Here is a 15997-nt window from a genome sequence, read left to right on the forward strand (position 1 = left end):
GGGGAATGTAGAAATCACAAAAATGGATGCTGAAAGTAAGAATGTATTATCAGGGGCAGTGTTTGAAGTTCATGACGAAAAAGGCAAAGTAGTAACGAAAGTAACAACAGATAAAGAAGGAAAAGCGAAAGTCTCAGACTTATCTGTAGGTCACTACACACTTGTAGAAGTAGAAGCACCAAAAGGTTATGAAAAATTAACTCATCCAATTCCATTTGAAATTACAAAGGGAATGATAAGTTCAGTTCAATTAGAAGTATTAAACAAATTGACTTCTTTAGCACCACCAGGCCCAGAGAAACCAGAAACAACGGATCCAGAAAAGCCTGAAACACCAAATCCAGAAAAACCGGAAACAACGGATCCAGAGAAGCCTGGAACACCAAATCCAGAAAAGCCTGAAACAACGGATCCAGAGAAGCCTGGAACAACGAATCCAGAAAAACCGGAAACAACGGATCCAGAGAAGCCTGGAACACCAAATCTAGAAAAAACGGAAACAACGAATCCAGAGAAGCCTGGAACACCAAATCCAGAAAAACCTGAAAAAGAATTACCGAAGACAGGAAAGAAAATGCCTGTGGAACCATATATGGGAGCATTTCTTGTAATGATGAGTTTTGGATTACTCGTATTAGGTAGAAAACAGCAGAGATAATAAAAGAGAAAAGGTATCCTTCAAGTATTGAAGTGCACCCCAATTGTTAGACACGGTCTAACAATTGGAGGTGCATTTTTTATTTTATTTGGCATAAAAAAAGCATCTAGCACAAGAACTCGATACCAATAAAAACAAAAAGGAAGACAAAGTGCGTCCTATTTTCTTAATGTGGTTATATCAAAAAAGTTAGCTATATATTTAATGTGAAAGTACAAGGTTAAAGGTCTTCGTAATATTTGGGTGAAAAAAGAGTTATCTATGTAATTAATTTGAGTACTTTAGAAAAGAGGTCTATTTCCTAAAGTATTCAAAGGATGATAGTCCAATAGCAGGTGGAGATGAAACTCGTTTTGGCACTGTATTAGCGCCTTAAAATGTAGATTGGGGAAAATAATGTAAAAAAACTATTGTATATTCAAAAACCTTATGTTACATTTGTATTACAGAAGAGTTACAAATCGTAACTTATATTACGGTTTGTTTTCTTTTGTCTTTCGGTATGTTACGAATTAGAGTTCGTATCCAATCAACTGAGAATATATAAAATTGAAAAAGAGTTTTTCTATGTGTATAAGAGTGTGTGTAGTAAAGAGCCTGGTGAGAGCTTTACGCACATTATTAAAATTCCTTTCTGTCTTAAAAGAAGAAAACCAACTACCAACTATTTAGGAGTTTTAAATAATGATAGTAAATGAAATGTACTTCCTTTCCCACACACAATGTAGTACATATTTACTTTCAGTCTAATTACTACACAGACTTTTATACATATGACGTTATTGTTTTAGGAATACATAGGGGGAGAAACATTGAGGAAGTTATTAACGGTAATTGGGATTACATTTTTAATGTTAGCAGGATGTAGTAATGGAGATTTTGAAAAAGAAATAGATGCAGGGAAGACCGCGTTAACGAATAAAGAATATAAGAATGCTTTATCATCATTTGAACGAGCGCTGGATGAGAAAAAAGACGATTCAGATGCAATAGTGCTTGCAGAACAAACGAAAATCATGATGGAAGCAGTAAAGTTAAAAGAAGAAACAAAGATAGAAGAATCAATTCAGTCATTTGAAAAAGTAGAGAACATGAAGGATGGAAATACTACGCTTATAAAGCAGGCCAAGGAAGAACGAACAGCATTACTAGCCATTTTAGAACAAAAAAAGAAGTATAGCGAGCAACTGACGAAAAGTGAAGAGTTAATAAATAAGAAAAATTATGGAGAAGCGAAAGAGACATTAAATAAGCTAGTTTCAGAAACAAAAAATAACAAGAACCTTGAAGAGTATAATAAAAAAGCAGTAGGATTAGTTATGAAAATTAGTGAAGAAGAAAAAACTACAAAGAGTGAAACAGCAGCAAAGGCACAAAAAACTGATGCAGGAACGAACCAAAAGGTAGCAACAGAAAAGACTCAAAAAACAGAGGCAGAAAAAAATCAAAAGGTAGCGACAGAGAGTGATAAAAAGGTAGAAGCAGACAAGACTCAAAAAGTAGCGACAGAAAATAATAAAAAAGTAGAAGCAGACAAGACTCAAAAAGTGGCGACAGAAAATAATAAAAAGGTAGAAACAGGAAAGACTCAAGATACATTTACTTTTGAGAAAGCTAAAGCATATATTAAAAATGAATATAAAGAAGACTATGATTACACACTAGAGAACACGCAAGTAGAGAATGGAAAGAAATATTATCAAATTAGAGTGCGTACGACATATAAAATAGAAGGCGCAGCTGGACCAGGATTTACTGGCGTATTCAAAGTATTCGAAGATGGTACAATTATTGAAATGCACTAAATTGATGAAAAAGGTATCCTCAAAGTATATGAGGGTACCTTTTTTCCATAAAAAAAAGCATCTAGCAAAAGTACTAGATGCAAATAAAAACACAAGGGAAGACAAAATTCTTCCCTTTTCCCGTAAGTAATTATATCAAAAAATTTATAAAAAACTAGCTTTATTTTTAATATAATTGATGTGTGAAGCTATGAAAGTATAAGATTACACTATTTTTGTAGTGTTTTATTGAAAAAAGGAGCTGCGTATATGATTAATTTTAAACCAGAAAATTTGAACCAACTATTAAAAGTGATGTTAATTAGTGCGAATCAGTCTTATGATGCGATTAAAGATTATGAATGTACGGGAGAAGCAGTCGTATTCCGTGTAGACTTCGAGTATATTGACGTTTCTCTAATGATTGTAGATATGTTAGGAAGATCAGCTTCTCAATTTACCATTTTGCCATATGCCCGCCCTAATACGAATGAAATAGATTACATTCAGTTTCAAGTGTATTCGATTAATGAAGGGAATTTTAAAGAAATGATCGATATGATGTAAAAACTATAATTTTACAAATATGTATATACCAACTAATATATAATTAATAAATTTATATAATTGGAGTGATGAGATGCAGCCGTTAGAAAGAGAGATTCATGCTAATATGCTGAAAGTGTGGCGAATTCACGCTTTAATTGGGGCGGCGGTTATACTAGCAGTCGTAATTGCATATTTCTTTTTTATGATCAATTTTAATTGGTGGGGGTGGTTGTTTGGCTTGTTAGTAACAGGGGCTATTATATTTATCCCACTTGATTATTTTGTGTTTCCAAATTTACGTCAACGCTATTATAGTTACAGATTAAATGAAGATGAGATTGAGATTCAAAAGGGAATGTTCGTTGTAAAACGCGTGCTCATTCCGATGATTCGCGTGCAGCACGTAACGATTGAACAAGGACCGATTATGAGAAAATATAATTTAGCAGAATTACATATTTCAACAGCAGCAATTTCTCATAGTATTCCAGGCTTAACGAAAGAAGAAGCAGAACAGCTGAAAAGACAAATTGGAGAGCTTGCGAAAGTGAGTGATGAGGATGTATAAGAGGCAACATCCGATTACGATATTATTAGGTATTCGAATTGCGACTTTGTTGCCTTTTATTCTTCTTGTTTTATTTCGGTCAGATGGTCAAGTAAAACCTTGGTATATCTTTCATCTTGTTCTCTTGGCCTTATTATTTATTATGGCTATTTTCTCAGCTATAAAATGGTATTTCAAAGTGTACTGGGTTGAAAACAATATTTTACATATTAAACACGGCGTTTTTGTAAAGAAGGAAAGTTACTTAAATAAAGAACGTGTGCAAAATATTAGTACGTCTTCTAACCTTATTTATCAAGTGCTTGGACTGACGAAATTAAATATAGAAGTAGCGGGCGGCGGGACTGAGCCAGAAGTGATGTTGGCGGGTATTAGAGAAGAGGAAGCGAAGGAACTCATTGCCTTATTACATAAAGAAAGAAGTATTGTGAGTGAAGAGGTGCCTGAGGAAGAAGGAAGTAAGACGGTTTATCAGTTAACAGCGAAAGAAATTTTAGCAGCATCTATTACATCTGGTAGATTCGGGTTAGTATTTTCTGGACTTCTTCTTATTTACTCAGAGTTTAATCAATTTCTACCAGAATGGCTTATTAATAAAGTGGAAGCGTATGTGATGGATAACGGTGTATATGAATTAATCGTTATGGCTGCGATTTTAATGGCGATTTCGTGGGTCGTTTCAACAGGTGGCTATGCGTTAAAATATGCGAACTTTAAAATTGAGCGAAAAGGAAATGAAATTCGCATCGTGCAAGGGTTGTTTGATAAGAAAGAGTTTGTGTTAAAATTACACCGCATTCAAGCGATTACGGTGAAAGAGGGAATTCTCCGTCAGCCTTTCGGTTATTGCTCTGTTGAAGTAGAAGTCATTCAAAGTATAGAATCGGCTGGAAATGAAGTGATGTTACATCCTTTTATGAAAAAGAAAGATGTCCAGCAGCTACTTACGTATTTGCAGTTGCCGTATGAAATGGAAGAGGAAATCGTTCACTTACCGAAGGATGCATTGCGCCGTTACGTAATAATGGGCTGGATTACAAGTACGGTGCTTGCACTGCCGATCATCGGTGCGAGTATATATTTTAAACAAAATATTGCGTTGTTCACGCTAATACCACTATTTATCACATTTACGTTACTTGCATACGCTCGGTATAAAAGTGGTGGATATATGATACGAGAAAATCAGTTAGTCATGGTATACCGTGGCCTTGCGAAATATACAGGGATCATGCGAAGAAGGCATGTTCAAGCAGTAGGATATAGTCAGTCGCATTTTCAAAAGAAAGACGAGTTATGTACAGCTGCCGTATCAGTAGCGGGGCATAGATATAATGTGAAACATATGCGAAAAGAAGACGCGCTTCGTATATATAATTGGTATAAAGAAAAAGGAAACACCGGTGTGTAATGGTGTTTCCATTTTTATGTCGTGATTTGTCGATAAGTCGATATATTGGAAAAATCGTTGATATATTCAAAGATACGATAGATATATTGGAAAAATCGTTGATATATTCAAAGATACGATAGATATATTCAGAAAATCGTTAATATAATTTCACATACCGACAACGCCGAATGCCGAAACCTAAACTAACACATCAAAAGTAGTCACAAAAGACGGACGAGAGAAAATACTTTTTTGCTGCTCTGCATGTGGATGCGCTTGAGCTTGTCCCTCTGCTTGTGCAGGGCGTTTTTTATGAGCATTTTCAAATGAACGTGATTCTGTCCAGTCTTTAAAGTTTTGCTCTGTTTCCCACATCGTTAAGATAACATATGTATCGTTACTTAATGGGCGAAGAACGCGGATCGCTTGGAATCCTGGTTCGTTTTCGATAAGGCCTGCGCGGTTTTTAAAACGGTTTTCAAATACAGGGCGACCTTCGTCTGTTACAGAAATGTTGTTACAAACGATATAGCCAGGTTGTCCGTTAAATTCGCCAACAGCGTCTAGTACGTCATACTGAAGTGATCCTTCTACAGATTCTTCAGTATTTTCTTTATAAAACATATTCTTCTCATCATTTTTTGCAGTGAAATGTGCTTGTTCTAGAGGTGTTTCGTATGAAATAATAGCCTTCATTTTAATGCCCCCTTAATTGTTTGTTTCCATTATATCAACTCTCGTAAAAAACTTCGAAGATTATATACATAAAGATACTTCTTTTTCAAATAATAAATGTACCATCATTTGGAAAGAAGGCCGATGTATGAAGAAAGTAAAGTGGACTTTATTAGGTGGGTTAGCAACGATTGTATTAGCGATTGTACTCTATAAACTTATTGTGTTAGCTGGTGGCTATATGATGGATGAAAAGCAGCTCGTTTTCCACTCTTCATCACGTATCGTTGACCAGAAAGGGAAAGAAATTACGAAATTATATGTAGAAAATAGGGACATCGTACCAGTCGAGCAAATTCCAAAGCATGTACAGCAGTCGTTTATTGCGGTGGAAGATTCTCGTTTTTATGAGCATCAAGGAATTGATTACCCGTCTATATTCCGTGCTCTTTATAAAGATACATTAGCTGGAGAAAAAGTAGAGGGCGGTAGTACGATTACGCAGCAACTCGCTAAAAACGTCTTTTTAACTCGTGAAAAAACATTTACACGCAAGTTAAAGGAAATCGCAATTTCCCTTCAATTAGAGCAAAAATATACGAAGCAACAAATTCTTGAAATGTATATGAATCATATTTATTTTGGTCATGGAGCTTATGGTATTCAAGCTGCAGCAAAGTTGTATTTTAATAAAAATGTAGAGGATTTAACAGTAGAAGAGGGGGCAATGCTTGCAGGCCTTCCGAAGTCGCCAAACGGATATTCACCGTATTTCTCTCCAGAGAAAAGTAAGGAGCGCCGTGATCTCGTATTGTCACTTATGCATAAACAAGGTTATTTGACTGCAGAAGAAAGCGTACGTTATCAAGGAAAGACGATTGCTCTTTACAAAAACTTAGATGAGAATGAGCTCGCATATATGCCGTATATTGATATGGTCATAGATGAAGCAGCTCGTTTATACGGGTTGTCTCATCAAGAGGTACTCCGAGGAGGATATACGTTTGTCGTACCGATGGATGAAAAAATTCAAAACGTAGCGTATAACCAGTTTCAAGATGCAAGGAATTTTCCTGGTAAAGAAGAGGGGGCGCAAGGTGCTTTTTTATTAATGGATAATCGTACGGGCGGAATTAAAGCTGCGATTGGCGGAAGAAAGTATGTCCCGAGAGGGTTTAATCGTGTTTTTGCAAAAAGACAGCCGGGATCTGTGCTAAAACCACTGATTGTCTATGCACCAGCACTCGAAACGAAAAAATATAATCCGTATTCTTTATTAACGAATGAAAAAACTTCTTTTGAAGGTTATGAACCTCGAAATTACAATCGTCAATATACGAAAGAAATGACGATGTACGATGCGATTTTAGAGTCAGCAAATGTACCGGCAGTTTCTTTATTAAATGAGTTAGGGGTAGAAGAAGGCAAGCAATATTTAGAGAAAGGCAATGTTCATATTGCTGATGCTGGTTTAAGTACAGCGCTTGGCGGATTGAAAAATGGTGTTTCAACATTTGACCTTGTGAAAATGTATCGTGCATTTTTAGCAAATGGCGCTATTATTGAGCCGCACGTTATAGAAAAGGTGTTAAATAGACACGGCGCAGTCATTGGAGAATCGCCAAAAGTAGAAACGAAAATTTTCTCGAAACAAACGGCATGGTATATGACGAAAATGTTAGAAGGAGTTGTGAAGGAAGGGACAGCGAAAGCAGGTATATATAACGGGGCGTTAGCTGGGAAAACGGGTACCACTTCCTTACCAAATGACGACAATGGAGCGAGAGATATGTGGTTCGTTGGCTATACGCCAAATTTAGTAGGTGCAGTTTGGATTGGTTATGACCGTACGGATAAAGAGCATCAGTTGCAAGGAGAAAGTGCGTCAGCAACGAAATTGTTTAAGAAAATTTTAACGAAGGCAAATGTAGAACAGAAAGAGCAGTTTATGAAACCAGAAGGTGTGGAAACAATCGGTGCTCCAATACGGTTGCGCAAGATTGAAGATGTGAAAATGAAATTAGCGTTTAGCCCTTTCGGTTTATTTAAAGTGAAATTAAGCTGGACACCACTTCCAGATGAAAGAATTATGTACCGAATTTATAGAGTAGAAAATGGTATTCATACGCATGTAGACACTGTAAACGGTGCTGGAGAATATGAAGAAAAGTTTGTTAACATCTTTTCAAAACCGAGTTTTTACGTTGTACCATATAACACACAAACGAACCGTGAGGGAGAAAAGTCAAAAGTAGCTAAACCATAGTTTTTCTCTGTGCTATAATAAGAATGTTGTGAAAATAGTAAGCGGTTTTACGAATGTTTGTGTCAATTTCATGAACAACGTACATAATGTTATGCATTTTGTTTTTACAAGCTGTATAGTAAAAAAAGATAAATATCGGAATAGAACGTATTTAGAGCAAAAGCATTGGCAAGGAAGGGAGCAAGGGTCTTGGTAAGAACTATAAATGAGACATTTTTAAAAGCATGTAGGGGGGAACGTACCGATTATGTACCAGCATGGTATATGCGTCAAGCAGGTCGTTCACAGCCGGAATATAGAAAGATAAAAGAAAAGTATTCTTTATTTGAAATTACACACAATCCAGAGCTATGTGCTTACGTTACAAAGTTGCCAGTTGATCAATATAACGTAGACGCAGCAATTCTGTATAAAGATATTATGTCACCACTACCTGCAATTGGTGTGGATGTAGAAATTAAATCAGGTATTGGCCCAGTTATTGATAATCCAATCCGTTCTTTACAAGACGTAGAAAAACTAGGGGAAATCAATCCAGAAGATGATGTGCCGTACATATTAGATACGATTCGTTTATTAACGACTGAAATGTTAGACGTACCGTTAATCGGTTTTTCAGGAGCTCCATTTACGTTAGCAAGCTATATGATTGAAGGCGGTCCGTCTCGTAACTATCATAATACGAAAGCGTTCATGTATGCAGAGCCGAAAGCTTGGTTCGCATTAATGGATAAGCTAGCAGATATGGTTATTACATATTTAAAAGCGCAAATTAACGCAGGAGCAAAAGCAGTTCAAATTTTCGATTCTTGGGTTGGCACAGTGAATGTAGCAGATTACCGCATATTTATTAAACCAGCGATGGAGCGTATTTTTGCAGAAGTTCGTACGATGGGTGTTCCAATGATTATGCACGGCGTAGGAGCTGCGCACTTAGTGAATGAATGGCATGACTTACCTCTTGATGTTGTAGGTTTAGACTGGCGTTTACCGATTGAAGAAGCACGTGCACGCGGTGTTCATAAGGCGGTACAAGGAAATATGGATCCTTCATTCTTACTAGCACCTTGGTCTGTTATTGAAGAACATGTAAAAGCTATTTTAGATCAAGGGATGAAAGAGCCAGGTTATATCTTTAACTTAGGTCACGGTGTATTCCCAGAGGTAAATCCAGATACATTAAAACAATTAACTACATTTATTCATGAATACTCTAAAGAACAGTTAGCGAAGTAAAGGAGAATAGCTGTATGAAAAAGAAAATTGGTTTGCTTGTAATGGCATACGGAACGCCATATAAAGAAGAAGATATTGAACGTTACTATACACATATTCGTAGAGGAAGAAAGCCAAGTCCTGAAATGCTAGAAGATTTAACAGAGCGTTACCGTGCAATTGGTGGCATTTCTCCTTTAGCTACTATTACATTAGAGCAAGCTAAAAAGTTAGAACAGCGTTTAAATGAAGTACAAGATGAAGTAGAGTACCATATGTATCTTGGTTTAAAACATATCGAACCTTTCATTGAAGATGCAGTGAAGGATATGCATAACGACGGTATACAAGATGCAATCGCACTTGTTCTTGCGCCGCACTATTCTACATTTAGCGTGAAATCGTATGTAGGACGAGCACAAGAAGAAGCTGAGAAACTTGGAAACTTAACAATTCACGGCATTGATAGCTGGTATAAAGAACCGAAATTCATCCAGTACTGGGTTGATGCAGTGAAAGGTATATATAACGGTATGTCAGACGCAGAGCGTGAAAAAGCAGTATTAATCGTATCTGCTCATAGCTTACCAGAGAAAATTATTGCAATGGGCGATCCATATCCAGATCAATTAAATGAAACAGCGGATTATATTGCAAGAGGTGCTGGAGTAGCGAACTATGCAGTAGGTTGGCAAAGTGCAGGAAACACGCCAGATCCTTGGATTGGTCCAGATGTACAAGATTTAACGAGAGAACTAAATGAAAAGTATGGATACAGTTCATTCGTATACGCACCAGTTGGATTTGTTGCGGAGCATTTAGAAGTTTTATATGACAATGACTTTGAGTGTAAAGTTGTGACAGATGAAATTGGCGCGAAATATTATCGTCCAGAAATGCCGAATGCATCGGACGCATTTATTGATTGCTTAACAGATGTTGTATTAAAGAAAAAAGAATCTGTAATGTAAGAAGAGAGGGGGAGCCTGCTTGAGGAAAAAAGTTGTAATTATCGGCGGTGGCATCACAGGATTAACAACAATGTATCACTTACAAAAAGATATTCGTGACAAGAACTTGCCGATTGATACATTACTTATAGAAGCATCGGGTAAACTTGGCGGGAAAATTCAAACCGTTCGAAAAGATGGATTTACAATTGAACGCGGACCGGATTCTTTCTTAGCACGAAAAGAAAGTGCAGCTAGATTAGCGAAAGAATTAGGTCTTGGCGATGAACTTGTAAATAATAAGGCCGGTCAATCATTTATCCTCGTAAACAATCGGTTACATAAAATGCCGAGCGGATCAATGATGGGAATTCCAACGCAAATTACGCCGTTTCTATTTTCCAGGCTGTTCTCCCCAATTGGTAAGATAAGAGCTGGTTTTGATCTGTTAATGCCGCGATCAAAGCCAGTATCTGACCAATCACTCGGGCATTTTTTCAGACATCGCCTCGGCAACGAAGTGGTTGAAAATTTAATCGAACCATTACTATCGGGTATTTATGCAGGGGATATCGATGAAATGAGCTTAATGTCAACATTCCCACAAATGTATCAAATTGAGCAGAAACATCGCAGTATTTCACTCGGTATGCGTACGCTCGCTCCGAAAAAAGAGACATCTGAACCGAAAAAGGGAATCTTCCAAACAGTGAAAACAGGTTTAGAATCTATAGTAGAATCTCTCGAAGTGAAGATACATGAAGGTACGATAATAAAGGGAACTCGCATTGCAAAAGTTGCAAAACTTGGTGATGGCTATACGATTATTCTTAGTAACGGAAAAGAAATAGAAGTGGACGCGGTCGTAGTTGCGACGCCGCATAAAGTATTGCCATCTATGTTCGCGCAGTACAAGCAGTTCCGTTTCTTCCGTAACATTCCTTCTACATCAGTTGCAAATGTGGCAATGGCTTTTCCGAAATCAGCCATTCAGCGTGATATCGATGGTACAGGATTTGTCGTATCAAGAAATAGTGATTACACAATTACAGCATGCACGTGGACACATAAAAAATGGCCACATACAACGCCAGAAGGAAAAACGCTTCTTCGTTGTTACGTTGGACGACCTGGTGATGAAGCGGTTGTAGAACAAACAGAAGAGGAACTCGTTCAGCTTGTGCTAGAAGACTTACGAAAGACGATGGATATTACAGAGGATCCAGAGTTTACAGTCGTAAGCCGCTGGAAAGAAGCGATGCCCCAATATACAGTAGGCCATAACGAGCGAATGAAGAAACTCACAACATTTATGGAGAAAGAGTTGCCAGGTATATACTTGGCAGGTAGTTCTTACGCTGGTTCTGGTCTTCCGGACTGTATTGATCAAGGTGAGAAAGCCGCAAAGCGTGTACTATCTCATTTGGAGAAAGTAATAGAGACTGAATTAATCGCACAATAAAGTGAAACGCCTTCAATCATATTGAAGGCGTTTCGCTTGTTATATAAAATATTTATTCGCCAATAAACATATATAAGTTATTTGGCTTTATCACTGCATCTCCCGCATAAATAACCCACTCTGTTAAGTTATCAAAATCTAAATGATAACTATTTCCTTCACTCATATCTTTTATAAAATATGGTTCATTAATGAGTATTCCTTGAATGAAATCTTCCGTAATGTCTTGCATTTCAAACCACATATGTTCACTTTTTCCTTCTTCGTAGGAGACACCAAACTTAGCGAGGAAACGAAAATCTTCATTTGATTGTTCAATGTGAAAAATATTGCTGAAATACCCGAAAGTATTCTTCGCATTGTAAGCCATACGGTCGGTTTCACTATTTGTTTTATAGAACATAAGCCCTGTAGCTTCCTCGTGTTCTTTGAAAAAACTTTCAATATATTCTTCTGAAGTATTAAATTTGAATAAGAGAACGGATGGAGATTGATGGTATTCATCTCGGTCATCCATCCCGCCTAAGAATACGTTTTGTGCATCTATTGGTTGTAGTTTCACTTCTTCATCCTCGATGGAAGACAATTGATCCATACTCGTTTTATGCCCCATATAAGATAATCCTTTTTCCCACGGAACAGCTACTGTATGGATAGAACCTTGCTGACTATGTGCGATAACGATAGGCTCATTCATAGGGACTTGTCCATTCTCAACGGCATTATTAGCAAATGTTTGAAAGAGATCACCAATGCCGTAATAAGAAGAAATGCGATTTGGAATCATTAATTCTATTTCTGTTACGCCTGCTCTTAAAAGGCCGTGTGTATGAAACCAATATTGCGTAGGCTCGCCTTCTTTATCGTCTTCATAAACAGAATGAATAACGTATAGGTCAGGAATGTCAGGTAATAATTCATTTTCAACGTGATATTCAATATAGTTTCTAGATATCACTTTCATTGCTGCGCTTGAATCAATTACAAATAATAAGTCTGGAGCGAGGTTCCATAAAAATTGTATTTGCTGGAAAAAGCAGTCCAGTACATCACCTACAAATAGCGTGCGAGTGAAAATTTCAGTACCATAAGCTGCATCTTCAAAAGTACGGTCTACGATTGTGGAATCTTGTCTATTGTACAGTTTATATTCTTCAGGATCATTCGTTTCATCAATATGCAGTTCATACGGTATGACTGTTTCATCCATATGTAACTCAACAATAAGGCTTGTCTCATCACTATAAACAATTTTTAACTCATCAACTTTAGTAGAGACAGTTTCTAGCCGCTGTTTTAGCTGCTCAATTGTAATTCTAGTTGGTATAACGGCAATCATATCTGAAAAATGACGTTCTAATGTTCCATTCATAGCTGCGCGGTATGTTTCTGTTTGCACTTCCATCCAATCACTCCTATTCAAATGAATCCATTTTACATGCCAATTAAATTTCGATATTTTCTGTTTTCTCTCTCTACTATTATAGTTCGCATTCGTAGAAGGTGTAAAATTATTATTTTGTATTGTAGTTTGAAAGCTTGTAAATTAAATAAATTTTTTGTAAAATTTGTCGAAATATCATTCTATATAACGAATCATTTGATATGATAGAAATGCTGAGAAAATATGAAATAGGGAGAGGAAAATGGCTGTGAAGAAATTGTTAAGTATCTTTTTATCATTCTTGCTATTGCTTTCATTTACTGGAACTTTAGCACAGGCAGAAGAAACGACTTCTATGTCAGTAGAAAAAGCAATTCAAGTATTTAAGCAGCAAGGAAAAATGAAGGGGATGGTGGAAGGATATATTGTCGGATATACGCAAAGTCCTTCTAAATACACGAAAGATCCGGCTAAGTTTGATGATACAAACGTAGCAATTGCGGATTCGCCAAATGAAACGAATCCAGACAAAATTATGCCTGTTCAGTTGCCAAAAGGCGATGTGAGAGCAGCAGTAAACGTGAAAGATCATCCTGAAAATATCGGGAAGAAAGTTAGTTTAACAGGGACGCTTGAATTATATTTTAGTAGCCCAGGTTTAAAATCCGTAACAGCTCATAAGTTTCAAGGGGAAGGACAAAACCGTGTTAGCGATGTAGTAGCTTCGCCTGGTGGCGGAGAAATTGCGAAGGGCACAGCGGTAACATTAACAACGAATACAGAAGGAGCAACAATCTACTATACGTTAGATGGCTCTAACCCTACAAATAAAAGTGTTCGTTATAACGGACAAATTGTAGTGAATGAAAATAGTGTGATTAAAGCAATTGCAGAGAAAGAAGGGTTTACTTCTTCAGCAATTTCAACGTTTTCATTTATTATCGTAAACAATGAACAGGTTCGTATTCATGATATTCAAGGAAAATCACATATTTCTCCTTACAAAGGGAAGAAAGTATACAATGTGGAAGGCGTTGTCACAGCGCTTGATAAAAATGGTTTTTATATAGAAGATAATCAGCCAGATAATGACCCAGCTACTTCAGAAGGTATGTACGTATACAAAAAAGATGCGAATGTAGCGGTAGGAGATCTTATTCAAGTTGATGGAGAAGTGGAAGAATATGTTGGTCCTGGATATGCAGAGCGATTTGAAACTGACTTAACGACGACGGAAATTAAGGCGAGCCGTGTTGCTGTAATCGCAAAAGATCAACCTTTACCAGCACCGATTGTATTAGGGGAAAATGGTGTGAAAATTCCTGATCAAATTATCGATAATGATGCATTCGGTTTATTCGATCCAAATGAAGATGCAATCGACTTCTATGAAAGTGTAGAAGGTATGCGCGTTACGATGCCAACGCCAAAAATTATTGCACCTCAGAAAAACGGGAATTTATATGTAACAGTAGAAAATGGTGGAGATAAAGTCGTAACGAAATATGGCACACCTTTATTAGATGAAAATCAATTAAACCCAGAGCGCCTTTCTGTAAAGGTACCTCGTGATTATGTAGCAAAAGTAGGAGATACTTTCACTGGAGATATAACAGGGGTAGTCGGATATGATTACGGTTCGTTCCGCATTTCACCAGTAACAGAATTACCATCTGTAGTGGACGGTGGATTTAAGCAAGTAGGGGCAAATATTCAACCTCGTCTTGATAAGTTAACAGTTGCTACATATAACATTGAAAACTTCTCGGCGAATAAAAAAGAAACAACAGATGAAAAAGTAAAAGCGTTAGCCTATTCAATTAAATACAATTTAAAAATGCCAGATATTATCGGTGTAGAGGAAATGCAAGATAATAATGGAACAATTAATGACGGTACAACAGATGCTTCGTTAAGCGCAAAACGTATCATTGATGCAGTGCTAGAAATTCGTGGACCGAAGTATGAGTATGTAGAAATTGCTCCGCATAATAATCTAGATGGGGGAGCACCAGGAGCGAATATTCGCGTCGGTTTCTTCTACAATCCATCACGTGTGAAATTAGCAGCAGTACCGAAGTTACTTGATAAAAATGTTGTTCGTATTGGAGACGAAAACCCATTATTTGAAAGTACACGTAAACCGCTTGCAGCAGAATTTACGTTCCAAGGACAAAACGTTGTTGTCGTTGCAAATCACTTAAACTCAAAAATAGGGGATGCAACGCCATTTGGAAAAGTGCAGCCGCTCGTATTAATGAGTGAAGAAAAACGAATTCAATTAGCGCAAGAAGTAAATCACTTCGTACAAGGAATTCAGAAAAAGAACACGAATGCACCAGTTGTTGTGTTAGGGGATATGAACGATTTTGAGTTCGCTAAACCACTAAAAACACTAGAAGGAACAAACTTAAAAAATATGTTAAACACAGTGCCGAAAGAGAACCGCTACACGTACATTCATGAAGGAAATGCACAAGTGTTAGATCATATTTTAGTAACAAACAACATCGCACCACACACAATTGTAGATCCAGTACACTTAAACTCAAACATTATGAAAGAACATGGACGTGTAAGTGACCACGACCCAGTACTTGCTCAAATCGATTTGAAGAAAGCTTCTTAAATAGTTGAAAAAGAGCGCTTAATATACTAAGCGTTCTTTTTCTGTGAAAATCATGTTAAAATTGATTAAAAATTCAGTTTTTTAACAAGGAGGTTAAAGATGCAAGCAGGAATAAATGGAAAGTTAATGAATCAGCTTGCAATATTTTTTAGTACAATTGTCATGCTCCAATTTGTAGCGGAGATAACAGGACTTACTCAAAATTTGGACATTACGTATAACTTAATACATACAGCATCGTCCTATGTAACATTTAGTTTGGCAGTGATTTTTACTTTAATAGGCGCAAGAAGAGAATTAAGTAAATTTGCAATTATTTTATTATGTTCAGTTGTAGGTATTAAAGCGATTTATTTTGCGGCGGTCGTTATTTTATGGGGATTGGCAGGTACGCCGTAAAGGGGGGATGATTATATGAATATTGAAAATATAAGATTGATACATGTAAATGAGAATAAGAGCGT

At 36.8% G+C, this 15997-nt stretch carries 13 protein-coding genes; 11 read left to right on the forward strand and 2 right to left on the reverse strand.

Translation table 11 applies throughout. The features are described from left to right. From ACXY7N_RS04215 to ACXY7N_RS04235, 5 genes are all read left to right on the forward strand, one after another. Positions 1-658, forward strand: a 658-nt coding sequence (locus tag ACXY7N_RS04215; protein WP_488592298.1) for a prealbumin-like fold domain-containing protein, incomplete at its 5' end; no start/stop codon positions are given. An 812-nt stretch (positions 659-1470) separates the two neighbouring features. Next, positions 1471-2463, forward strand: a complete 993-nt coding sequence (locus tag ACXY7N_RS04220) for a hypothetical protein (RefSeq protein ID WP_488592299.1) — start codon at positions 1471-1473, stop codon at positions 2461-2463. A gap of 249 nt (positions 2464-2712) precedes the next feature. Further along, positions 2713-3009, forward strand: coding sequence for a protoporphyrinogen oxidase (locus ACXY7N_RS04225; protein WP_116363208.1), 297 nt, complete (start codon positions 2713-2715; stop codon positions 3007-3009). A gap of 73 nt (positions 3010-3082) precedes the next feature. After that, entirely contained in the window at positions 3083-3559 is a 477-nt protein-coding gene (locus ACXY7N_RS04230; protein ID WP_016133855.1) for a PH domain-containing protein, read from the forward strand. Beyond that, positions 3552-4970 carry a PH domain-containing protein gene (locus tag ACXY7N_RS04235; protein ID WP_353811449.1) on the forward strand — a complete coding sequence of 473 codons (1419 nt, stop codon included), beginning with the start codon at positions 3552-3554 and terminating at the stop codon, positions 4968-4970. Before ACXY7N_RS04230 ends, ACXY7N_RS04235 begins: the two co-directional genes overlap by 8 nt. Before the next feature lie 180 nt (positions 4971-5150). Here the strand turns inward: ACXY7N_RS04235 and hmoB are convergent, their stop codons facing one another. Further along, positions 5151-5648: a heme-degrading monooxygenase HmoB gene (hmoB, locus tag ACXY7N_RS04240; protein ID WP_016088989.1), complete on the reverse strand. Its 498-nt coding sequence runs from the start codon at positions 5646-5648 to the stop codon at positions 5151-5153. A 127-nt stretch (positions 5649-5775) separates the two neighbouring features. Between hmoB and ACXY7N_RS04245 the strand changes: the two genes are divergently transcribed. From ACXY7N_RS04245 to hemY, 4 genes are all read left to right on the forward strand, one after another. Beyond that, the gene (locus ACXY7N_RS04245) at positions 5776-7893 is read left to right on the forward strand and encodes a transglycosylase domain-containing protein (RefSeq protein WP_098485933.1); all 2118 of its coding nucleotides are present in this window, start codon (positions 5776-5778) and stop codon (positions 7891-7893) included. A 189-nt stretch (positions 7894-8082) separates the two neighbouring features. Continuing rightward, entirely contained in the window at positions 8083-9129 is a 1047-nt protein-coding gene (gene hemE / locus ACXY7N_RS04250; RefSeq protein ID WP_000252602.1) for a uroporphyrinogen decarboxylase, read from the forward strand. A gap of 14 nt (positions 9130-9143) precedes the next feature. Continuing rightward, complete coding sequence (gene hemH / locus ACXY7N_RS04255) at positions 9144-10079, forward strand: ferrochelatase (protein WP_088083422.1); 936 nt, start codon at positions 9144-9146, stop codon at positions 10077-10079. 19 nt (positions 10080-10098) lie between these two features. Further along, complete coding sequence (gene hemY, locus ACXY7N_RS04260) at positions 10099-11520, forward strand: protoporphyrinogen oxidase (RefSeq protein WP_488592300.1); 1422 nt, start codon at positions 10099-10101, stop codon at positions 11518-11520. Positions 11521-11572: 52 nt separating this feature from the next. On the opposite strand, the gene ACXY7N_RS04265 is transcribed toward hemY, so the two are convergent. Further along, complete coding sequence (locus ACXY7N_RS04265) at positions 11573-12925, reverse strand: DUF4026 domain-containing protein (RefSeq protein WP_116363206.1); 1353 nt, start codon at positions 12923-12925, stop codon at positions 11573-11575. A 241-nt stretch (positions 12926-13166) separates the two neighbouring features. On the opposite strand from ACXY7N_RS04265, the gene ACXY7N_RS04270 reads away from it, so the two are divergent. Both ACXY7N_RS04270 and ACXY7N_RS04275 read left to right on the forward strand, forming a co-directional pair. Continuing rightward, on the forward strand, positions 13167-15533 hold the full coding sequence (locus ACXY7N_RS04270; RefSeq protein ID WP_016133862.1) for a DUF6359 domain-containing protein: 2367 nt from the start codon (positions 13167-13169) through the stop codon (positions 15531-15533). 99 nt (positions 15534-15632) lie between these two features. Then, complete coding sequence (locus ACXY7N_RS04275; RefSeq protein WP_088083423.1) at positions 15633-15932, forward strand: hypothetical protein; 300 nt, start codon at positions 15633-15635, stop codon at positions 15930-15932. Positions 15933-15997 lie beyond the last annotated feature (65 nt).

It is taken from the genome of Bacillus sp. 5w2, from assembly GCF_054353775.1.